Here is a 21,460-nt window from a genome sequence, read left to right as displayed (position 1 = left end):
GAGTTGGAGTGAACCCCAAACTGAGGAGGCAAAATGAGCCGCGTAACAAAAGCACAGGCCACCTGGAAGGGCCACCTGGCTGACGGCGAAGGTTCCGCTTCGCTGGAAAGCTCAGGTTTAGGCCCGTTCACCGTCAACTGGACGAACCGAGCGGAGTCCCAGGTCGACAAGGTCACCAACCCCGAAGAGCTGATCGGTGCCGGCCTGGCATCGTGTTTCTCGATGGCGCTGGCCAACATCGTCGCAGAAGAGGGAGCCACTCCCGAACAGATCACGACGGGTGCTGACATCACCTTCGACCCGGTCAAGGGAATCCAGGAAATCCACCTCGTGACCGTGGGTCGTGCGGAAGGCATCGAACAGAAGACCTTCCAGACCCTTGCCGAGCGGGCCAAGAAGACCTGCCCAGCTGCAAAGGCTCTCTCAGGTGTGAAGATCACGCTCAGCGCCACAATGGCCTGATCTGCCCGCAGACATGAGAACAGCGCCGTCATTGACGGTGCTGTTTCCTTTTGTCCGGGTGGATCTGCTGGACAGCTGACTCACGAGGCGGAGCTTCCGCAGATCTGTCAGTTTCCGGAGGGTGCACTCAGGCTTTGCGCGCTGCCGGTTCGATCACGCTCTGGAAGGCGTCTGCGAAGCGCTCCTCGAATTCTTCGGGAGTGCCTGAATTGTCGAGTACGACATCCGCAATGGCCTGACGCTGGTCATCAGAGGCCTGGCGGAGGATCCGCTGACGGGCGTCAGCTTCGTCCATACCGCGAAGTTCAACCAGGCGCTGCAGGCGCACTTCCGCAGGGACATCGACAACAACAACCAGGTCGTAGTCGTCCTCCAGGCCGTTTTCGGCCAGCAGCGGAACATCGTGGACGACAATCGGCGCGTCGGCATGTTCGGCAAACAGCTCCCGTGTCCGCTGTGCAATAGCCGGGTGCATGATGTCGTTGAGAGCCCGGGTGGATTCGGCGTCGGCAAAGGCAAGGCGTGCCAGTTCCGCGCGGTCAAGTTCACCGTCCTTGAGAACCGATTCGCCGAAGCGCTCCCTCAGAGCTTCCAAAGCCGGCTGACCGGGCTCGACGATTTCGCGAGCGACGACATCCGAATCGATGACGGGAATGCCGCGCGCGGTGAAAAGTGCCGCAGCAGTTGATTTGCCGGCTCCGATACCGCCGGTCAGACCGATTTTCAGCATCCTTGCTCCTTGCTCAGTTTGATCATCCACACCCCTCCGGTGTGCTGGGGTGATACACCAGCAGCGGCTCCGACAGCGCGGGCGATGTCCGGGGCCGGCTGCGGCAGGTAGAAGCCGTCATCTGCGATGAGGATGTAGTCCACTCCCCCGCGGCACAGTTCCCGAACTCCGCCCCTCAGGTCTTCGGCGCGCGGCACCGGAGAGTCACGGTGTTCTTCTAGGAGAATATCGAGCGAATCGGCGGCAGCCGCGTAGGTGACGGGTGCGTCGTCGCGTCCGCCGATGAAATAGCCCCCGGTTTCCCGGTAGTGCATGCCGGACACCGCCTGCCAGAGCATCGCCTCGTCCGCCCGAGGGTAGGCCCAGGCCCGGGGTCTGGGGAGTGGTTTGACGAGTGCACCTGCGGGAATCGCATCCCGTACCTGATCGGTGTAGAACTCCGGGATGTGCAGATCGCGGGCGGGGACAGGAGCCGCAGAGGTCAGAACGAGGACTCCGCTCAGAGCAGTGCCGATAAGCGCGCGTGACGAAACTCGTCTGGCGCTGTTCAGCAAAAGCGCAGACAGGACAGAGCAGGCCAGGACCACGTGGACCATGAGCCGCATCGGGAGGATATTGCTGAGCACCGGGATCAGCTCTACCAGGCGGAACGGCCCGTAGGGCAGCAGCTGCTCACCGCCTAAGAAGATGGGCGAGCCCAGGGACAGCGCCCACATGCCGAAGCCAGTACACGCTGCGGTGCGGGCAGCTGGACTGCGCTTCCACACGAGTACTACGGCAGCGAGGCACACAACGAGCCACAGGATGCTGAGGTAGCCGCCCAGTTCAGACGGGTCAATCGGTTCGACGCGGGGCAGTTCACGCCCGGTGCCTATCCGCGTGTACGGGCCCGGCGTCATGACGTCCAGCACGTCTGTGTTCCAAACTCCGTGCGGGCGAATAGAATCGCGCGGACCGTTCGGCGCAAACCACATGGTGAACAACAGCGGTGAGGCGATGACAAGGGCGGTCCCTACTGCGATAGAACCGCGCAGAACAACCGCGACTAAGAACGGCCGAACGTGTGGCCACGCTGTCAGACACGCACCCGCAGAGAATACGAGAACCGCGAGGAAGGTGCCTGCCAGCAGCTCTGTCGAAATATAGAACTGCCAGCCCAGAACAATGCCGAACGTGACAGTCCACCGGCGGTCGTGTGCGACAAGAACCATCATGAGCACGACTAAAGGTGGGAACACCGCCCATGCCAGGTTGAGGTGACCCGATGACTGCGCGATCGTGTAGGTCGAGAAACCGTAGAGAGCACCGCCGAAGAACGCCGGCACTAGACGGGTGAAACGGCGAATGAGCAGCGCTGCCGTCAGAGCAGACACTACCGGGGCGCACACGATCGCAACGTTGTAGCTGACGACGGGCCCGAATATCCACGTCACCGGAACAAGCGGGAGGCCAATGCCGACCAGGGACGTGTTCCACGCTCCGTTGACTCCCACGGGAGCGTTCATCGCAGTGGTGTACAGCAATGAACCGCCGCCGGTGGTCCTGCCGAACCATCCCGCGACGACATCGGCCGTATGTGCAATCCACCAGATGAAAAGCGAGGAATCGTCGTTGTCGGCAAAGACCCTGCCATCGAAATCAGCCAAGAGCTCAGCGTAGACACAAGCGGACAGGCATAGGAGCGCCGCTGCGTAGATCAGCCAGGGAACAATCTTCTTCATGCCAAAAGAAGAGGCCGTGGCCACTCCGGAGGGAGCGGCCACGGCCTCACTTCAGAGAAGGTCAGCTGCCAGCGAGCTTTTCGCGCAGAGCGGCGAGAGCTTCGTCGGAAGCCAGGGTGCCTTCGTCTTCAGCGGATTCTTCCGTGCTGAACGAAGCGCCCGCACCGGCTGCGTCGTCGCCAGCCTGAGCGGCGGCTTCTGCGTCGGCGGCGATTGCGCGAGCAACCTGCTTCTTGTGCTCTTCCCAGCGTTCCTGGGCGGCTGCGTACTGCTGCTCCCATTCTTCGCGCTGTGCTTCGTAGCCTTCCATCCATTCCTGGGTTTCGGGGTCGAAGCCTTCGGGGTACTTGTAGTTGCCGTCTTCGTCGTACTCCTGGAGCATGCCGTAGAGGGCCGGGTCGAGGAATTCCTCGGCGTCCGGGTCTACACCTTCGTTGGCCTGCTTGAGCGACAGCGAGATGCGGCGGCGGTCCAGGTCGATGTCGATGACCTTGACGTAGATGGTTTCGTCGACCGACACGACCTGTTCGGGCAGGTCGATGTGGCGGACAGCGAGTTCGGAGATGTGCACGAGGCCCTCGATGCCGTCTTCGACGCGAACGAACGCACCGAACGGAACGAGCTTGGTGACCTTACCGGGCACGATCTGGCCGATGACGTGGGTGCGAGCGAAGTGCTGCCACGGGTCTTCCTGGGTTGCCTTGAGCGACAGGGAGACGCGTTCGCGGTCCATGTCGACGTCGAGAACCTCGACCGTGACTTCGTCGCCGACTGCGACGACCTCGGACGGGTGGTCGATGTGCTTCCAGGACAGTTCGGACACGTGGACGAGTCCGTCGACTCCGCCCAGGTCCACGAAGGCACCGAAGTTGACGATCGACGACACGACACCGGGGCGCACCTGGCCCTTCTGCAGGGTCTGCAGGAAGTCGTGGCGGACGGCCGACTGGGTTTCTTCCAGCCATGCGCGGCGCGACAGAACAACGTTGTTGCGGTTCTTGTCGAGCTCGATGATCTTGGCTTCGACTTCCTGGCCGATGTACGGCGTGAGGTCGCGCACGCGGCGCATTTCAACAAGCGAAGCGGGCAGGAAGCCGCGCAGTCCGATGTCGACGATGAGGCCGCCCTTGACAACCTCGATGACCGAACCGGTGACGACGCCGTCGTCTTCCTTGATCTTTTCGATGTCGCCCCAAGCGCGCTCGTACTGTGCGCGCTTCTTCGAAAGCATCAGGCGACCGTCTTTGTCTTCCTTCGTCAGCACGAGGGCTTCGATCGGATCCCCGACTTCGACAACCTCAGAGGGGTCGACGTCGTGCTTGATTGACAGTTCGCGCGAAAGGATGACACCTTCCGTCTTGTATCCGATGTCGACCAGGACTTCGTCGCGGTCGACCTTGACGACTGTGCCCTCAACGATGTCTCCGTCGTTGAAGTACTTGATGGTTTCGTCGACTGCCGCGAGGAAATCTTCCGCAGATCCGATGTCGTCGACAGCGATCTGCTTGGTGTTCGCCGCGTCCGGCGTGCTATTGGTCATAAAGTTAGGGACTCCGATTTGGATTATCCGGTCCGGGCGGGCTGCTCGGTCCGGAGCTCGTGTTGATATGGACAGATATTCTGTGTACGCGGGCGCGTTATCAGCGCAAGCATTACACAGTGAATAATCGTAACATCCATTGAGGCGGTTTAGAATAGACAACCCGCTGTTCAATAGGAATGGAAGTGTATGAGCACGTCTGACGGCTACCCCAGCATCATCTCCGGCGGATACTTTCCGATTGACGAAGAGGCCTCTGTCAGGGCAAATCGCACCTATTGGGACAATTCGGCGGAAGACTATCTGGCCGAACACGGCTCATTCCTCGGCGCTAAAGAATTCATCTGGTGTCCAGAGGGGGTTAACGAAGACGACGTCAACCTGCTCGGCGATGTTGCGCGCCGGCAGGTGCTCGAAATCGGCTGTGGCGCGGGCCAGTGTTCGCGCTGGGTTGCCGAACAGGGCGGTATTGTCACCGGGTGCGATGTTTCGTCCGGCATGCTGGAACAGGCCGCGCGTCTGTCCAGGGAGAACCCGCTGAGCGAATCCGCCACTCCGCCGACCTTCCTGCTGGCCGATGCCCGCCAGCTGCCCTTCCCTTCGGGTTCCTTTGACATCGCCTTTTCGTCTTACGGCGCTCTGCCCTTCGTGAAGGACGCTGAAAAGGTTCTGGCCGAAACTGCCCGGGTTCTTCGCCCCGGGGGCCGCTGGGTGTTCTCAGTAACCCACCCGCTGCGGTGGATCTTCCCGGATGTTCCGGGTGAAGACGGCCTGTGCGTCGAATACTCCTACTTCGACCGCACTCCCTACGTCGAACTCGACGAACAGGGCAACCCGGTCTACGCCGAGCACCACCGAACGCTGGGCGACTGGATTTCACTCATCCACGGTGCCGGCTTCGTCCTGGAAAAGCTCACGGAACCCGAATGGCCCGAAGACAACGACACTTCGTGGGGCGGCTGGTCTCCCCTGCGCGGCAAGCTGATGCCGGGCACCGCGATCTTCTCAACGCGACTGGCTGAATAACCACAGATGAGTGTGGCCCCGCCTCTGGGCGGGGCCACACTCATCTGTACGGTCTGTCAGTGAGCCGCTGACTGCCAGTCCGGACCGCGCCCCACATTGACGTCCAGGGGAACACTGAGCTCAGCCGCGCTGCTCATCGTGTCGACCACAATCTTCTCAACGCTGTCGAACTCACCCGCAGCACACTCGACGATCACTTCATCGTGCACCTGCAGAAGAATGCGGGACTTGAGTTCCGCCTCGGCCAATGCGTCGGCAATCCTGCACATGGCGATCTTCATGATGTCTGCCGCGGTGCCCTGAATAGGGCTGTTGAGAGCTGCGCGTTCGGCCATTTCACGCTGCGGACGGCTATCCGACTGCAGGGCCGGCAGATAGCGGCGACGACCGTACATCGTCTGCGTGTAGCCCATCTTCCGCGCTTCTTCGACTGAACCGTCCAGGTATTCCTTCACCGCACCGAAACGCGAGAAATACTCGGCCATGAGTTCTGAGGCTTCGTTCGGGCTGATGCCCAGCTGATTCGACAGACCGTAGGCAGACAGACCGTAGACCAGGCCGTAGGACATGGCTTTGACCTTTTCGCGCTGCTGGCGGCTGACGTCCTCCACTGGAATCTGGAAGACCTGACCGGCGACGAATGAGTGAAGGTCCTCCCCGTCGCGGAACGCCTCAATGAGTGCTTCGTCCGCGGAAAGGTGCGCCATGATCCGCATTTCGATCTGCGAATAGTCAGCGCTCATCAGATCCGTGAAGCCGGCATCGGCGTCAGCCGTGAACACACCGCGGATGCGCCGTCCCGAGTCCGTGCGGACCGGAATGTTCTGCAGGTTCGGGTCTTTTGAGCTGAGCCTGCCTGTAGCCGTCATCGTCTGCAGGTAGGTGGTGTGAATCCGTCCGTCATCGGCGATTTCCTTCTTCAGACCGACCACCGTCTGTTTGAGCTTGGTGCGCTCGCGGTGAGCCAGCAGGTGCTCCAAGAAGGGGTGCTGCGTCTTGCGGAACAGATCATTGAGAGCATCCGCATTCGTGGTGTAGCCCGTTTTCGTCTTCTTGGTCTTCGGCATGTCGAGTTCGTCGAACAGCACGGTCTGCAGCTGTTTCGGCGAACCGAGGTTGACGGTGTGGCCAATCGCGGAGTACGCGTCTTCAGCGCTCTGGTCGGCTTCGCGCCCGAACTCGTCAATGAGGTTCTGCAGCTGCGCGGAATCGATGTTGATGCCGACTCGCTCCATCTGGGCCAGCACTGCCTGTGTTGGCATTTCAATGTCGTCAAGGACCGCCAGCTGGCTGTATTCGTCCAGCTGTTCTCGCAGCAGAGGCGCCAGTCGCGAGGCGAGGTAGGCTCTCCTGCCCGCAGCCTCGTCATCCGTGTTCTCAAGCAGGGTGCCGGCGTTTTCGTCAGGCTGCGCGGCTGCGATTCCGGCACGGCTCTGGGCGAGTTCTTCGAGTTCGTAGCCGCGTGCATCCGGCATCAGCAGATAGGCGGCAAGCTCCGTGTCGGTCCACACGCGCACCCGCAGGCCGTTGTCGGCAAGCGCTTTGATCTGCGGCTTAGCGTCGTGCATGGTGATCTGCGGATGCTCTGCAAGCAGGCTGGCGACCTGTTTTTCGGCTTCCGGGCCAAGTGCGGTCATGTCGATAAGCCACGCGCTGTCACCGGCGGCAAAGCCGAGCACGTCCGGTGTTTCGAGGTCGACGTCGACACCCAAAACTTCACCCTCGGCGGCAGCGACAACAGCCGCCACATCGTCAGTCTTCTGCGGTGCGGGCACTTCGCTTCCCGCCGGCGCCTGAATCTCAGCACCACCGAGGAATGGGCCGATCTCAGCTGAGAGCTGGCGGAACTCGAGAACATCGAACAGTTCGCCGATCGCCTCGGCGCTGCCGCGTCCCAGCGCTGCATCGCCCAGTTCCAGCGGAATGTCGAGATCGTCGATAAGACGGTTAAGACGGTAATTCCGCTCGACATCGGCAAGGTGGTCGCGCAGGCTCTGCCCGACTTTGCCTCCGATGTCCTCCGCGTTGTCGATGATAGCCGGCAGATCACCGTACTTCGTCAGCCATTTTGCGGCGGTCTTTTCGCCGACTCCCGGAACCCCGGGCAGGTTGTCGGCCTTTTCGCCCACGAGAGCAGCAAGGCCTCGGTAGTTGGCAGGGCTGACGCCGTATTTGTCTTCCACCGCCTGCGGCGTCATGTGCTGCAGGTCGGTGAAGCCCCTCTTGGGATACATGATCGTGATGTTGTCGTCGGCCAGCTGGAAGGAGTCTTTGTCACCCGAGGCGATGAGGGTGTCATAGCCCTCCCCCGCACCCCGGCGAGCAAGCGAGGCCAACAGATCATCCGCCTCGTACCCCTCCCGGGTGATGACCGGAACGCCGAAGGCGGCAAGCATGTCCTTGATGAGGTCGACCTGGCCGTGGAAGTCCTCCGGCGTCTTGGCGCGTCCGGCCTTGTACTCCGGGTACTCCTCGAGCCGGAAGGTCTGCCGGCCCAAATCGAAAGCCACGGCCACATGCGTGGGCTCAAGCGTGTTGACCGCCGTCAACAGCATCCGGGCGAAACCGAAAACAGCGTTCGTGGTCTGCCCGTCAGCCGTCGAGAAGTTCTCCGGCGGCAGAGCGTAGTACGCCCGGTAGGCAAGGGAATGGCCGTCAATCAGAAGAAGTCGCTTCGTGCTCACACCTCAACACTACCGGCAAAGCTGCGGCAAGGCGGGGCGGATTCAATCGACTACAGTGACCCCACAAGGAGGAACATGAAGCAGATCACACCACTGGCGAAGGGATTGAGCGAAGAAGAATACGCGGCAATCCTCGCCGACTACCAGAAGTTTGACGACGACACCCTCATGGCCGCTATGAACATGTCGGTGGACACCCTGGGCTACGAATTCCTGACGGGCAGCGTGCCGGTTGAGGGCAATAAGCAGCCCGCGGGCCTTTTCCACGGCGGCGCACACGTGGCGCTTGCAGAATCCCTGGCTTCGCTGCACTCTTTCATGCGCGCCGGGACGAACGTCGTCGGCGTTGACCTCAACGCCACCCACCTGAAAGCCGCTCGCAGCGGACGGGTTTGGGGACGCGCTGAAGTCATCCACGCTGGACGCACCATCATCAACCACGAGGTTCGCATGACGGACGACAACGGCAAGCTCCTGTCGATTGTGCGGATCACCAACCTGGTGCTCCAGCCGCAGCGATGATGACGCTGTCTGTACCGACCTGCGAACCGAACCACCAGCCACCCGCGCACAGCAAAGGCGGCCCCGCCCGCTAACGGGTCAGGACCGCCTTCAGCGAAAGCTCAGTCTTTCGAATCGAGCTGGTTGAGAACAGTTTCGGCGACTTCGCGCATTGTCAGACGACGGTCCATTGACGTCTTCTGAATCCAGCGGAACGCTTCGGGTTCGGTCAACCCCATGTTGGAGATGAGCAGACCCTTGGCGCGTTCGACCAGCTTCCGGGTTTCGAAGCGGTCGGTCATATCCGCAATCTCAGATTCCAGTGCCTGGATCTCCTGGTAGCGCGACTGTGCGATTTCCAAGGCGGGAACCAGGTCCGCGGCCGTGAACGGCTTGACAACATAGGCCATGGCTCCGGCGTCGCGGGCACGCTCAACGAGTTCCTTCTGCGAGAACGCAGTGAGCAGCACGACGGGGGCAATACTGGCCCGAGCGATCTTCTCGGCTGCGGAAATGCCGTCGAGCTTCGGCATTTTGATGTCCATGACAACGAGGTCGGGACGGAGCTCTTCGGCAAGGCGGACGGCTGATTCGCCGTCGCCCGCTTCGCCTACGACGTCGTAGCCGACTTCCCGGAGCATTTCCACAATGTCGAGTCGGATAACGGATTCGTCTTCGGCGACGATGACTCGGCGTACGGGCTGAAGTTCTTGATCTGGGTTAGACACGCCTCCATCGTAGTCGCCCCAGCTCGCAAACGGTATGGCAGGCCGGGTCTGGGCGTGAAAGACCACGCCGGTGACACCTGTTTTGTGCATCTGAGCGCGTGCACTACGATTGCCCTGATGCCGGATTGGCGGAATTGGTAGACGCGGAGCACTCAAAATGCTCTATCGCAAGATGTGCGGGTTCGAGTCCCGCATCCGGTACGAAACAATCTCGGGACATCGTAGAAACGATGTCCCGAGATTTTCTGTTTGGGGCAGCCTGCGCGGCACCGTTGATGAAGAACACGAGACGGCCGGCAGGTTCTGCCGGTTACCTCACGAGGCGCCGGTCACCGGTCAGAAGTTCGGTTCGGTGATCTTTCCGTAGCCTGCTTCCGGGTGGCTGAAGATCTGGTTGTCATCTCGGTATGCCGGCGCCAGGCCCTTGATGGCGTCACCGAGTTTGTGCACGCGCAGGGCGTTGGTCGACCCGGGCAGTCCCGGGGGCGATCCGGCCACGATGACGCAGTATTCACCTTCATCGGCCATTCCCTCGCCCAGCAGGATTTCATCGGTCTGCCGGGCCATCTGGTCGGTGTGGCTGACTTCGTTCACGAGGATCGTTTCAACACCCCAGGTGAGTGCCAGCTGGTGACGCACCTTGACGTCAGGCGTGAATGCAAGAAGTCGACGAGGCGCACGCAGCCGCGACATGCGGCGCACCGAGTCTCCCGTCTGCGTGAACACGCACATGTGGTCGATGTCGAGGTCGTGGGCGACCTGCACGGCAGCCGCGGTGATTGCACCGCCGCGGGTTTTCGGCTCACTGCCCAGTTCGGGAACAAGGTGCAGGCCCTGCTGTTCGGAAGATTCGATGATGCGGGCCATGGTGCGCACCGCATCGATCCAGTGCTGACCAACCGAGGTTTCACCGGAGAGCATGAGCGCATCCGCGCCGTCGAACACTGCGTTGGCGCAGTCGGAGGCTTCAGCGCGGGTGGGCCGTGGCTCTTCGATCATCGATTCGAGCATCTGGGTGGCCACAATGACAGGCTTGGCTTCGCGGCGGCACTTGGCGATGGCGCGCTTCTGCACGAGGGGAACCTGTTCCAGCGGAACTTCGACACCCAGATCGCCGCGGGCAACCATGAGCCCGTCAAAGGCATCGACGATTTCGTCGAGCTTTTCGACAGCCTGCGGCTTCTCCAGTTTCGCGATGACGGGAATGTGAATGCCCTCGTCGTCCATGATCGAGCGAATGAGCTCAGCATCAGCGGCATCGCGCACAAAGGACAGCGCGACCCAGTCAACACCCATGCGCAGACCGAAGCGGAGATCGGCGATGTCCTTCTCAGTCATCGCCGGCACTGAAACTGCGACACCGGGAAGGTTGATGCCCTTGTGGTCAGACAGGAAGCCGGGAACTTCGACCTCAACCAGAATGTCGGTCTCGGTGACTTCCACTGCCCGCAGGCGCACGCGCCCGTCATCGACCAGCAGCGGGTCGCCGACGCTGACATCACCGGGCAGACCCGAGTAGGTGGTTGAGATGCGCTCGACCGTTCCTTCGACCTCGTCGGTTGTGATCGTGAACTGCTGACCGCGCTCGAAGTAGTGCTTCTTGCCGTCAGCGAACGTGCCCAGCCGAATCTTGGGCCCCTGCAGGTCCATGAGGACCGCAACGGGACGGCCGGTGTCGTTGGCCGCTTCGCGCGCCCATCCGTACAGGCGCTTGTGATCGGCGTGGGTGCCGTGAGAGAAGTTGAAGCGAAGAACATCAACTCCGGCATCGATGATGGCACGGATGTCTTCGTAGGATTTCTGAGCAGGTCCGAGGGTTGCAACGATCTTGGCTAGCCGCATAGTTCCACCCTAGTCGAATATTGTCCCCGGTGAGAGACCCGCCGCGGATCAATCAGCCGTCGTGCTTGCCGTCTTCGTGTTTGCTCACCTGCGGAACGATCGAGATCGTCGATGTCACCGCACCGAAATATCCGAAGGACCGTCCTGATACCGGCAGTTCCGAAGTTTCGGGATCAGCGATCACGGGCAGTGCCTGTGTGACAGGGCCGAAGCCGATCTCCTCTCCCCTGTCCGACTGCTGAGGCAGAGCGGAGGTTTCTGCCGAGGTGCCGCTTGCCTGAGTGCGTTCGTCACCCCGTGATCCGCTCAGTGTGATGTCCGGGTTGAACTTGGGGTACCGGATACGCGATACCGCGAGCAGGACAGCACCGAGGATGAACACCAGGATCGACGTCCACACGTTGAGCCGCAGACCAAGAATGTGCTCCGCCGTGTCGATGCGCAGCGCTTCGATCCACACCCGTCCCAGCGTGTAATAGCAGATGTAGGAGAAGAACACCTGGCCGTGGTCCAGCCGGAACCGTTTGCCCAGCCAGATGAGCAGCAGTGCCCCCAGGATGTTCCAGATTGATTCATACAGGAACGTCGGATGGAACAGCGTGCCTTCGGGAATCGAGGGGTCGGGCCAGTTGGGGTTGAGGCGACCGTTGATCACCTGGTCGATGTGCAGACCCCACGGAACTGTGGTCGGCGCGCCGAACAGCTCCTGATTGAACCAGTTGCCCCAGCGGCCGATCCCCTGCGCCACCAGCAGACCGGGAGCGGCAGCGTCGAGAAAAGCGCCGAAGCGAATGTCGAGCTTGCGCGCCACGAAGTACGCCACCAGAACACCCAGGGCGACAGCACCCCAAATGCCGAGTCCGCCGTTCCAGATGTAGAAAGCCGCAACCGGGTTTCCTCCCTCCCCAAAGTACGGGGCGGGTGTCGAGAACACGTGGTAGAGCCGACCGCCGATGATGCCAGCGGGGATCGTCCACATGGCGATCGTCCACAGATCATCGGAATCTCCGCCTCGTGCTGTCCACCTGCGATTCGTCAGCCACAGGGCCACAAAGATGCCTGTGATGATGCACAGCGCGTAGGCGTGGATGGTCAGCGGGCCGAGCGAAAAGCCCTGCCAGGTCGGTGAGGGAATCGCCGCCTGGTACGTCACGAGCGAACCGTTCCTTCGCGCAGCTCTTCCGCGAGTCGGCCGACCGCGGCGGGACCGCCCTCGTCAAGAGCCCGCACCAGAGCGGAGCCGACAATGACACCGTCGGCGTAGGCGGCGACTTCGCCCGCCTGTTCGCGGTTCGAGACTCCGAGCCCCACGCACACGTGCTCAGCACCGGCTTCGCGCACGCGGCCTACGAGGTCTTCCGCGTGCGAGTCCACCTGGTCGCGGGTGCCGGTGACGCCCATTGTCGAGGCGGCGTAGACGAAGCCGCGAGAACGCGAGCTGATGAGAGCGAGGCGCTCGGGCGTTGATGATGGGGCGGCCAGGAAGATCCTGTCGAGGTCGTGAGCGTCCGAGGCTGCATCCCACGCCGCGCAGTCGTCCGGCAGCAGGTCCGGCGTGATGATGCCGTGGCCGCCGGCGGACGCGAGGTCGCGGGCGTAGGCTTCGACGCCGTACTGGAGGATGAGGTTCCAGTAGCTCATGACAACGGGAACAGCTCCCGCGTTCGCGGCGGCTTCAACAGCGCGCAGCGAATCGGCAACGCGCACGCCGGCCTGCAGAGCAGCATCGGCCGCCCGCTGGATGACGGGACCGTCCATGCCGGGGTCGGTGTACGGGATGCCGACTTCGATGATGTCAGCGCCGCCGCGGGCCAGTTCTGCCATCGCGTCGAGGGAGCCGGGAACATCGGGGAAGCCGACGGGCAGGTAGCCTACGAGGGCGGCACGCCCGTCGTTCTTGGTCTGTGTGAGGACTTCAGCCGTGCTCATACCTGGACCGCTCCTTCGTCGATGTAGTCAAACCACCGGGCGGCGGTCGTCATGTCCTTGTCGCCGCGTCCGGACAGGCTCACGAGGATAACAGCGTCTTCTCCGAGCTCCCTGCCGACCTTCATGGCACCGGCAAGAGCGTGCGAGCTTTCGATAGCCGGGATGATTCCCTCGGTGCGGGCCAGCAGGCGGAAGGCCTCCATGGCCTCGTCGTCGACGATCGGACGGTACTCAGCCCGTCCGGAGTCATTGAGGTAGGAGTGTTCGGGGCCGACCGACGGGTAGTCCAGGCCTGCGGACACCGAGTGTGACGGCAGGGTCTGGCCGTCTTCGTCCTGCAGGATGTAGGTGGCCGAACCGTGGAGAACACCGGGGCGTCCGCCGGAGAATCGTGCAGCGTGACGGCCGGTGTCCACGCCGTCGCCGCCGGCTTCGAAACCGTACAGGCGGACGTTCTCATCGCCGATGAACGCCGCGAAGATTCCCATGGCGTTCGAACCGCCGCCCACGCAGGCGCACACAGCGTCGGGCAGACGGCCGGCCTTCTGCTGGATCTGTTCACGCGCTTCGTCCGACATGACGCGCTGGAAGCTGCGCACCATAGCGGGGAACGGGTGGGGTCCGGCGACCGTGCCGATCATGTAGTGCGTTGTCTCAACGTTCGCCACCCAGTCGCGCATGGCTTCGTTCATGGCGTCTTTCAGGGTGCGGGTTCCTGTGCGCACAGGAACGACTTCGGCTCCCAGCAGGCGCATGCGGGCCACGTTGAGCGACTGCCGCTGAGTGTCTTCTTCACCCATGTACACGGTGCACTCAAGGCCGAAAAGAGCTGCGGCGGTCGCTGCTGCAACGCCGTGCTGGCCGGCACCGGTTTCGGCAATGACACGGGTCTTGCCCATGCGCACCGTGAGAAGAGCCTGCCCGAGCACGTTGTTGATCTTGTGCGAGCCGGTGTGGTTGAGGTCTTCGCGCTTGAGGAAGACGCGTGCTCCTCCGCAGTGTTCAGCAAAGCGCGGCGCTTCCGTCAGCAGGCTGGGACGGCCCGTATATTCAAGCTGCAGTCGCGTGAGCTCTTCGGCGAATTCGGGGTCGACCATGGCTTTGCGCCACGCTTCCTCGATCTGGTCGAGGGCGGGCACGAGAGCTTCCGGGAAGAACCGGCCGCCGAACTCGCCGAAGTACGGGCCGGCTTCTGCTGCTGGGATTTCGGGCATGTCACTTCCGTTCTGTGTGGGCGGCTCGGGATGTTAGAGCACGAGGCGCCTGTGCGCGGGCGGCTTGCTGTGGGTGTGCGCTGCGATTGGGTCGCTAGGGCCGCTGTGCGCGGCCTGCGCGGGTGAACTCGGCAACCGCGGTCTGCGGGTCGCCGTGCTTCACGAGTGCTTCGCCGACGAGCACGAGGTCTGCGCCGGCCGCCGCGTAGAGTTCGACTTCGGCGCTTGTTGCGACACCGCTTTCGGCGACCAGGTGGGTGTGCCCCGTCGCTTCAGCGGCCAGGGGTGCAAAGCGCGCGGGGTCGACCGACAGGTCTTTGAGGTTGCGGGTGTTCACACCGAGGATCTTCGCCCCGAGCTTCGCCGCACGCGCGATCTCTTCGCTGGTGTGAGCTTCGACGAGGACTGCCATGCCGAGTTCGTGGGCAAGCTCGTAGAGGCTGCGCATCTGCTCGTCGTCAAGTGCCGCGACGATCAGCAGGATGATGTCCGCCCCGTAGGCGCGGGCCTCGTACACCTGGTATTCGTCGACCATGAAGTCCTTGCGCAGCAGCGGGACGTCCACGCGGGCTCGGACGGCCGCGAAGTCTTCCAGGCTGCCGCCGAAGCGTCGCTCCTCCGTGAGCACCGAAATTGCTGCCGCACCTCCGGCCTCGTAGGCGGCGGCGAGTTCAGCCGGGTCTGCGATGTCGGCCAGCGCTCCCTTGGAAGGTGACGAACGCTTGACTTCGCAGATCAGCCCGAACTGTTCGGGTGTGAAGGAGCGCGCAGGGGCTGCTGCCGCTGCGCGCTCTTTCATCTGCTCGAGGTCGACACGAGCGCGGCGCTGTTCGAGGTCTTCGCGGACCCCGTCAATGATCTCGCCGAGAACTGTCAACGCTGCAGGGTGTTGCGGTGAATCTTCGGGCCCAGGCCTGCCTTGACCAAGATGGGGCCGACGATGGCGCCGAGCACGACGATTCCGCAGCCGACGAAGAACAGCGTCCAGCCGCTGTTGTTGACGATCAGGGTGCCGATGCTGGCAACAGCAACGCCGACGAACACGAGGATGACGCCGATCCACGCACCGACAGAGTGCATGTGGCCGGGGTCCTGGATTGCCTCGTAGTCGATGCTCGACTTGTCGAGGTCGGGGGCTCCGTTGCGGTACTTGGTCTTAGACATTGTGCTCCTTCATTCTGCTGTCAGGATTCTCTCACGAAAGACTGAGTTGCTGGCAATCGGCTCGCCATGAGAGGTGAATCATCTGATGTCGTCGGGGTCTTCGCCGCGCGAAAGTGCGTCCCAGGCGGCTGCCGGGTCGTCGTCGGGATCTGCTTCGCCCTCCGCAATGTCAGCGCGTTCGAACTTCTGGCTGGTGCGCCACTGAGTACGCCCGAAGCCGACAAGACCAGCGGCAACGGCTGCCACAAGGCCTGCAGCAGCTGCGATCCACGCCCACGGGGTGGCGTCTTGGCCCAGGGCGATGCCGAGGCCGGTGCCGGCGTAGCCGAAGCCCAACAGCACCATGAGAACGCCGGTGATTCTTCGGCCTGCGGTTCCGAGCATCGCCAACAGCAGAGCCGTCACGGCAAACGCAGCCGCCTGTGCCGTGAGAACAGGCGAGCCTCCGCCGCCCGATGCTCCGGGGGCGGCGTCAGCAACACCTGCCGGGCCGGTGTTGACCGCACCCGTCATGGTCACGAGTTCACGTGTCGAGACGAACCACAGGATTCCCGCTGCCGCTAGGAGGAGCAGAACGGACCGTCCGCGGGTCATTTGCGCTCACCCGGCTCTTCGAGGTCATCTGCCGACACCGCTGCTCGCAGCGTCTGCGCGGAAGCAGCCGAATTGAGCACCGACGCCGCCTTGGTGCGGGTTTCCTGGTATTCGGATTCGGGCACGGAGTCTGCAACAACACCGGCACCGGCATAGACGGATACAACACCGTCTTTGAGCACACCCGTGCGAATGGCGATTGCCATGTCGAGATCACCGGCGAACGACAGGTAGCCGACTACACCGCCGTACAGCCCGCGGCCGATTGGTTCGAGTTCGTCGATCAGCTGCAGGGCCCGCGGCTTCGGTGCGCCCGAAAGCGTGCCCGCCGGGAAGGCCGCGCGGATGACGTCCATGCCGTCGACGTCATCACGCAGGGTTCCTGTGACGGTCGACTCAATATGCATGATGTGGCTGTAGCGTGCAATCTCCATGAACTCAGCGACGTCCACAGTCCCCGGTTGGCACACTTTCGCGAGGTCGTTGCGCGCCAGGTCAACCAACATGATGTGCTCGGAGCGCTCTTTCGCATCGCCGATGAGTTCTTCCGCAAGCCTACGGTCTTCGACCTCGGTCTTGCCGCGTGGCCGCGAACCGGCAATCGGGTGAGTGAGGACCTCGCGGTCTTTCACCGTCACGAGTGCTTCAGGAGACGAGCCGATGATGCTGAAGGGCTCGCCTTCGGAGTTTTCCACCTCGAGCAGGTACATGTACGAGCTCGGATTGGTGCGCCGCAGGACACGGTAGATGTCGAGAGCCGAAGCCGAGGTGTCGCTTTCGAACCGCTGTCCCGGAACCACCTGAAACACGTCACCGCGGCGAATGTGCTCTTTTGCCGTTTCGACGGTCGCGAGGAAGTCTTCGTGCTCCGTGTGGGACCGCACCGTCGGTGCCGGCCAGTCGAGCGTCGAAATGATGGGTTTACGCTGCTCATTGAGGTCGCGCAGCATGGCGTCGATCCGCTTGCGGCCGTTCTCATAGGCCTGTTCGATGCGCTCTGGTGATCCATCGGCGTTGAGCACGTTTGCGACCAGGGTGAGTTCAGCCGTGTAGTGGTCGAACACTACGACATCGCCGGGGATCGACAGGTGGATCTCCGGGATGTTCGACACAGCGTCGGGGCCAGCGCCGAGCTTCTCAAAGCGGCGAACCGCATCCCAGCCGATGTAGCCCACGAGCGACGACGTCATCGGGGGAAGATCCACCGGCGGAGGGCTCTTGAGCAGGCTGAGAACCTGCGAAACGCCCTCCAGCGGATCGCCGCCGGTCGGCGCACCCGCGGGCACTGTTCCCTGCCACGTGAGTTCTCCACCGCGCTGTGCGCTCAGCGTTGAGAGCGGGTTGCGACCCACAAAGGAGTATCGCTGCCAGGAACCCTGCGAAGCCGACTCCAACAGAAACGCTCCCGGACGACCGTGAGCAATGGCGCGGTAGATCGACATCGGAGTTTCCCCGTCGCCGAGAACCGTGGCCGTGACTGGAACAACCCGGTGGTGTTTGCCGAGTTCGCGGAACTCACTGAGCGGAGTGATCATCCATCCTCCTGTCGGAAAAGCACGACGGCGTGTTCGTGTGGCATGCCGGACCGGTCTGGCGCACCTCGTACAGGACGGTGTCACCGTCACAGTCGTGGCTGACACGCATGACCTGCTGCGCGTGCCCGGAAGTTTCGCCCTTCACCCAGTACTCACCGCGTGAACGCGACCAGTACGTGGCCTTGCGCGTGTCGAGCGTGCGGCGCACCGCCTCGGCGTCAACCCAGGCGAGCATCAGCACCTCGCGAGTGTCGTACTCCTGGACGACAGCCGGCAGCAGACCGTCAGCACCGTAGCGCAAGTCCTCGGGGCGAAGAATCTCAGTCATCGAACTTCGATGCCCTCAGAGCGCAGAGCGTCTTTCACATCGGCAATCGTGAACGTCCCATAGTGGAAGACGGAGGCGGCCAGCACAGCATCGGCGCCAGCGCGCACAGCCGGTGCGAAGTGCTCAAGTTTGCCGGCGCCGCCGGATGCGATGAGCGGAACCGTGATGTGCGGGCGAACGTCGCGGATCAGCTCAAGGTCGAATCCCTCCTTGGTGCCGTCAGCGTCCATGGAGTTCAGGAGGACCTCGCCGACGCCCCGTTCCTGAGCTTCACGTACCCATTCGAGAGCGTCCAGGCCGGTGCCCCTCTTGCCGCCGTGCGTGGTCACCTCATAGCCGGAGGCGGTATCTCCGCGACGCACATCGGCGGAGAGCACGAGGACCTGCGAGCCGAAGCGGTCGACGATTTCGCCGATGACTTCGGGGCGGGCGATGGCGGCGGTGTTGATCGACGCTTTGTCGGCACCTGCGCGCAGCAGCCGGTCGACGTCGTCGACGGTGCGGACTCCCCCGCCGACTGTCAGGGGGATGAAAACCTGCTCTGCGGTCTTCTTCACCACGTCGTACAGGGTTTCGCGGTTCCCACTGGAGGCGCCGATGTCGAGGAACGTCAGTTCGTCAGCCCCGCCGGCGCCGTAGCGCTCGGCGAGTTCAACGGGGTCGCCGACGTCTTTCAGCCCCTTGAAGTTCACGCCTTTGACTACGCGCCCGCCGTCAACGTCGAGACATGGGATGATTCGCACGGCAGGCATCAGATACCCAGCTTTCGGTAGCGGTCAATCCGCTGGTAGCGGCGACGCGACGGGTGGACGCGCATGAGGTCGATGATTTCGTATTCCAGGGTCTGCGCCACACGTTCGGAGAATTCGCGCGGTTCTTGGGCCGCGTTCGGCTTTTCCGCAATGACCCGATCCACGATTCCATGTTTGACGAGCTTTTCGCAGTGCACCTGCTGGGCCTGCGCCATTTCGGCGGCGCGGTCTTTCGTCCGATGCACGATTGCCGATGCGCCCTCTGGCGGCAGCGGCGACAGCCAGCCGTTTTCGGCACTGAGCACACGGTCGGCGGGAATGAGCGCGAGAGCTCCGCCTCCTGAGCCCTCACCGAGGATGACCGACACCGTCGGTGCCTTCAGCGCAATGAGGTCAGACAGGGAGCGGGCGATTTCACCGGCGAGTCCGCCCTCTTCGGCGTCCTTGGAAAGGGCGGCACCCGGGGTGTCGATGACGGTGACCAACGGGATGTGCAGTTCGTCGGCCAAGCGCATACCGCGGCGGGCTTCGCGCAGGGCAGCAGGCCCCATCGGTTCGTACTTGCGCTGTCCGCGGCGGTCTTGGCCGAGCACAATGCACGGCGCAGAGCCGAACGTGGCCAGGGCCAGGATCATGCCGCGGTCTTTTTCACCCTGTCCCGTGCCGTTGAGCGGCAGCACATTGCGCGCCCCGTAGCGCAGCAGTTCGCGCACTCCGGGCCGCTTTTCATCGCGCGAGGCGGTGATGATGTCCCACGCGTTCGTGCCGCTGGGCATGGGGTTCGGCGAGGTGTCGGGATTGTCGACCGGCGCCGGCACCTCGAGTGCGCCCATGAGGACGTCGAGCGCCTTCGCTGCGGTCTCCCCCAGACGTTCGGGGCCCATGACGGCGTCGACGAGGCCGCGACGGTGGAGGTTGTCTCCGGTCTGCACATTGGTTGGGAAGGGCTCGCCGTAGAGCTCTTCGTACACGCGCGGACCGAGGAAGCCCACGAGCGCGCCCGGTTCGGCAACGGAGAAGTGGCCGAGCGAACCCCACGAGGCAAACACACCGCCGGTGGTGGGGTGGCGCAGGTAGACGAGGATCGGCAGACCGGCCTTGCGGTGGTCGTTGACGGCTGCTGTGATCTTGACCATCGACAGGAAGGCGACCGTGCCCTCCTGCATGCGGGTGCCGCCTGATGCTGGGCCGGCCAGCAGCGGCAGCCCTTCCGCGGTTGCGCGTTCAATGGCGGACGTCAGACGCTCTGCCGCGGCAATGCCGATCGAGCCGGCGAGGAAGCGGAACTCGCTGGCCACGATGGCAACACGACGTCCCCGCACTCGGCCTTCGCCCGTAAGAATCGCTTCGTCGGCACCAGACTTTTCGCGGGCTGCCGCAAGTTCTGCAGCGTACTCGTCCGAGATTCCTGCCGCCGGTGTGATCGGTTCGGTGTCCCAAGACTCAAAGGTGCCTTCGTCGACGACGAGGTCGATGAGTTCACGGGCTGAGTAGCGCTTGGTCATGCTTCACCGTCCAACCAGGCGCGGATGGCCTCAGAGTCTGCGTTGAGAACAGGAGGTGCCTTGTGTTCGGAGAATGTCGTTTCTACTTCGCCTTCTTCACCGCCGTCGAAGAAGCGCAGAACCGGGCCGGCGAGGTCCATGTCGCCGACAACGGGGTGGTCCACCGTGATCTTGAGGCCCTGCGAGAGTGCCTGATCCCATTCGTAGACTTCGTCGAGCGTGCGGACAACACCGGCCGGAATGCCGGCTTCGCTGAGCTTGGCCAGCACTTCTTCGGAATCGAGGTCGGCAAAAGCACCTTCGACAGCAGCAGTGACTGCCTCGCGGTTCTTCACGCGCGCGTCGTTGTCGGCCATGCCCTCAGCTTCGGGATCGAGGTCGAACGCGGTGCAGAACTTCTGCCACAGCGACTGATTGCCCACCGACATCTGGACCGCACCGCCTTCGCCGCCCTTGCAGCGGAAAAGACCGTAGGGCGACAGCGCCGGGTGGTGGTTGCCATTGGGCTTAGGCGTTACACCGCCGACGAGCTGCGAGGTGGCCTGGAAGGCGTGCACGCCGACAATGCCGGCGATGAGCGAGGTGCGAACGATCTTGCCCTTGCCGGTGCGTTCGCGTTCAAGGAGAGCCGCAAGAACACCGAGGGTTCCGTTGATGCCGCCCAGGAGGTCGGCAATCGGCACACCGACCCGCTGGAAGTCGTCCGGGCCCGAACCCGTGACCGACATGAGCCCCGCCTCGCCCTGGGCGATCTGGTCGTAGCCGGCACGACCGCCCTCGGGACCGTCGTGGCCGAAGCCGGTGATCGACAGGATCACCAAGCGCGGGTTGAGCTCCAGGCAGCGCTGCGTGGAAAAGCCCAGGCGGTCCATAACGCCGGTGCGGAAGTTCTCGATGACCACGTCTGCGCGCTTGATGAGCTCTTCGAGAACGTGCTTGCCGTCCTCGCTCTTGAGATCCAGCGCGATGGATTCCTTGTTGCGGTTGCACGCCAGGAAGTACGTGGCCTGCTTCTGGTCTTCCGGCCCCACGTACTGCGGGCCCCAGCTGCGCGTGTCGTCACCGCTGGTGGGATTTTCTACCTTGATGACCCGCGCACCGAGGTCGCCGAAGATCTGGCCTGCGTGAGGGCCGGCGAGAGCGCGGGAAAGGTCGACGACGGTGTAGCCGTTGAGTGGTCCTTGCGACATGTCAGTCCTTCCTGG

At 63.0% G+C, this 21,460-nt stretch carries 20 protein-coding genes and 1 tRNA gene; 4 read left to right on the top strand and 17 right to left on the bottom strand.

The genetic code is table 11. From position 1 onward, the window contains the following. Positions 1–33: 33 nt before the first annotated feature. Positions 34–462 carry an OsmC family peroxiredoxin gene (locus HMPREF3172_RS06895; RefSeq protein ID WP_019175080.1) on the top strand — a complete coding sequence of 143 codons (429 nt, stop codon included), beginning with the start codon at positions 34–36 and terminating at the stop codon, positions 460–462. Between the two features lie 127 nt (positions 463–589). Here HMPREF3172_RS06895 and coaE read toward each other — a convergent pair whose 3' ends face one another. From coaE to rpsA, 3 genes are all read right to left on the bottom strand, one after another. Continuing rightward, positions 590–1,192, bottom strand: a complete 603-nt coding sequence (gene coaE / locus HMPREF3172_RS06890) for a dephospho-CoA kinase (RefSeq protein ID WP_070516411.1) — start codon at positions 1,190–1,192, stop codon at positions 590–592. Next, positions 1,186–2,913 (bottom strand): hypothetical protein, encoded by a 1,728-nt coding sequence (locus HMPREF3172_RS06885; protein WP_141741603.1) that lies wholly within the window; start codon positions 2,911–2,913, stop codon positions 1,186–1,188. The genes coaE and HMPREF3172_RS06885 overlap by 7 nt, the downstream gene beginning before the upstream one ends. A gap of 61 nt (positions 2,914–2,974) precedes the next feature. After that, positions 2,975–4,453 carry a 30S ribosomal protein S1 gene (gene rpsA, locus HMPREF3172_RS06880; protein WP_070423495.1) on the bottom strand — a complete coding sequence of 493 codons (1,479 nt, stop codon included), beginning with the start codon at positions 4,451–4,453 and terminating at the stop codon, positions 2,975–2,977. A gap of 189 nt (positions 4,454–4,642) precedes the next feature. On the opposite strand from rpsA, the gene HMPREF3172_RS06875 reads away from it, so the two are divergent. Then, on the top strand, positions 4,643–5,479 hold the full coding sequence (locus HMPREF3172_RS06875) for a class I SAM-dependent methyltransferase (RefSeq protein ID WP_070516409.1): 837 nt from the start codon (positions 4,643–4,645) through the stop codon (positions 5,477–5,479). Between the two features lie 56 nt (positions 5,480–5,535). Here the strand turns inward: HMPREF3172_RS06875 and polA are convergent, their stop codons facing one another. Beyond that, on the bottom strand, positions 5,536–8,163 hold the full coding sequence (gene polA, locus HMPREF3172_RS06870) for a DNA polymerase I (protein ID WP_070516407.1): 2,628 nt from the start codon (positions 8,161–8,163) through the stop codon (positions 5,536–5,538). Between the two features lie 75 nt (positions 8,164–8,238). Here polA and HMPREF3172_RS06865 point away from each other — a divergent pair, with 75 nt between their 5' ends. Then, a complete protein-coding gene (locus HMPREF3172_RS06865; protein WP_062021228.1) occupies positions 8,239–8,685 on the top strand; it encodes a PaaI family thioesterase in 447 nt (148 codons plus the stop codon). A 101-nt stretch (positions 8,686–8,786) separates the two neighbouring features. Here HMPREF3172_RS06865 and HMPREF3172_RS06860 read toward each other — a convergent pair whose 3' ends face one another. Then, complete coding sequence (locus HMPREF3172_RS06860; protein ID WP_256173273.1) at positions 8,787–9,482, bottom strand: ANTAR domain-containing response regulator; 696 nt, start codon at positions 9,480–9,482, stop codon at positions 8,787–8,789. A gap of 29 nt (positions 9,483–9,511) precedes the next feature. Here HMPREF3172_RS06860 and HMPREF3172_RS06855 point away from each other — a divergent pair. Further along, positions 9,512–9,593, top strand: a tRNA-Leu gene (locus HMPREF3172_RS06855). Between the two features lie 135 nt (positions 9,594–9,728). Here HMPREF3172_RS06855 and pyk read toward each other — a convergent pair. From pyk to HMPREF3172_RS06795, 12 genes are all read right to left on the bottom strand, one after another. Further along, complete coding sequence (gene pyk, locus HMPREF3172_RS06850) at positions 9,729–11,234, bottom strand: pyruvate kinase (protein WP_070516405.1); 1,506 nt, start codon at positions 11,232–11,234, stop codon at positions 9,729–9,731. Positions 11,235–11,286: 52 nt separating this feature from the next. Next, positions 11,287–12,387 carry a prolipoprotein diacylglyceryl transferase gene (gene lgt, locus HMPREF3172_RS06845; protein WP_070516403.1) on the bottom strand — a complete coding sequence of 367 codons (1,101 nt, stop codon included), beginning with the start codon at positions 12,385–12,387 and terminating at the stop codon, positions 11,287–11,289. Next, positions 12,384–13,163, bottom strand: coding sequence for a tryptophan synthase subunit alpha (gene trpA / locus HMPREF3172_RS06840; RefSeq protein WP_070516401.1), 780 nt, complete (start codon positions 13,161–13,163; stop codon positions 12,384–12,386). Before trpA ends, lgt begins: the two co-directional genes overlap by 4 nt. After that, complete coding sequence (gene trpB, locus HMPREF3172_RS06835; RefSeq protein ID WP_062021193.1) at positions 13,160–14,377, bottom strand: tryptophan synthase subunit beta; 1,218 nt, start codon at positions 14,375–14,377, stop codon at positions 13,160–13,162. Before trpB ends, trpA begins: the two co-directional genes overlap by 4 nt. 94 nt (positions 14,378–14,471) lie before the next feature. Continuing rightward, on the bottom strand, positions 14,472–15,254 hold the full coding sequence (gene trpC, locus HMPREF3172_RS06830; protein WP_070516399.1) for an indole-3-glycerol phosphate synthase TrpC: 783 nt from the start codon (positions 15,252–15,254) through the stop codon (positions 14,472–14,474). Then, positions 15,251–15,541 carry an HGxxPAAW family protein gene (locus HMPREF3172_RS06825; RefSeq protein ID WP_070516397.1) on the bottom strand — a complete coding sequence of 97 codons (291 nt, stop codon included), beginning with the start codon at positions 15,539–15,541 and terminating at the stop codon, positions 15,251–15,253. The genes trpC and HMPREF3172_RS06825 overlap by 4 nt, the downstream gene beginning before the upstream one ends. A 78-nt stretch (positions 15,542–15,619) precedes the next feature. Further along, positions 15,620–16,135 carry a Trp biosynthesis-associated membrane protein gene (locus HMPREF3172_RS06820; RefSeq protein ID WP_070516395.1) on the bottom strand — a complete coding sequence of 172 codons (516 nt, stop codon included), beginning with the start codon at positions 16,133–16,135 and terminating at the stop codon, positions 15,620–15,622. Continuing rightward, positions 16,132–17,670: an anthranilate synthase component I gene (locus tag HMPREF3172_RS06815; protein ID WP_070516393.1), complete on the bottom strand. Its 1,539-nt coding sequence runs from the start codon at positions 17,668–17,670 to the stop codon at positions 16,132–16,134. Before HMPREF3172_RS06815 ends, HMPREF3172_RS06820 begins: the two co-directional genes overlap by 4 nt. Continuing rightward, the gene (gene hisI, locus HMPREF3172_RS06810) at positions 17,651–17,998 is read right to left on the bottom strand and encodes a phosphoribosyl-AMP cyclohydrolase (RefSeq protein ID WP_061943002.1); all 348 of its coding nucleotides are present in this window, start codon (positions 17,996–17,998) and stop codon (positions 17,651–17,653) included. Before hisI ends, HMPREF3172_RS06815 begins: the two co-directional genes overlap by 20 nt. Beyond that, the gene (gene hisF, locus HMPREF3172_RS06805; RefSeq protein ID WP_019175101.1) at positions 17,995–18,750 is read right to left on the bottom strand and encodes an imidazole glycerol phosphate synthase subunit HisF; all 756 of its coding nucleotides are present in this window, start codon (positions 18,748–18,750) and stop codon (positions 17,995–17,997) included. Before hisF ends, hisI begins: the two co-directional genes overlap by 4 nt. Further along, positions 18,750–20,255: a carboxyl transferase domain-containing protein gene (locus tag HMPREF3172_RS06800; RefSeq protein ID WP_070516391.1), complete on the bottom strand. Its 1,506-nt coding sequence runs from the start codon at positions 20,253–20,255 to the stop codon at positions 18,750–18,752. The genes hisF and HMPREF3172_RS06800 overlap by 1 nt, the downstream gene beginning before the upstream one ends. Then, on the bottom strand, positions 20,252–21,445 hold the full coding sequence (locus HMPREF3172_RS06795; RefSeq protein ID WP_070516389.1) for a CaiB/BaiF CoA transferase family protein: 1,194 nt from the start codon (positions 21,443–21,445) through the stop codon (positions 20,252–20,254). Before HMPREF3172_RS06795 ends, HMPREF3172_RS06800 begins: the two co-directional genes overlap by 4 nt. Positions 21,446–21,460: the final 15 nt, after the last annotated feature.

Source organism: Brevibacterium sp. HMSC08F02 (genome assembly GCF_001807555.1).
Taxonomy (GTDB): domain Bacteria; phylum Actinomycetota; class Actinomycetes; order Actinomycetales; family Brevibacteriaceae; genus Brevibacterium; species Brevibacterium ravenspurgense.
This window is presented reverse-complemented; position numbering and strand designations above follow the sequence as displayed.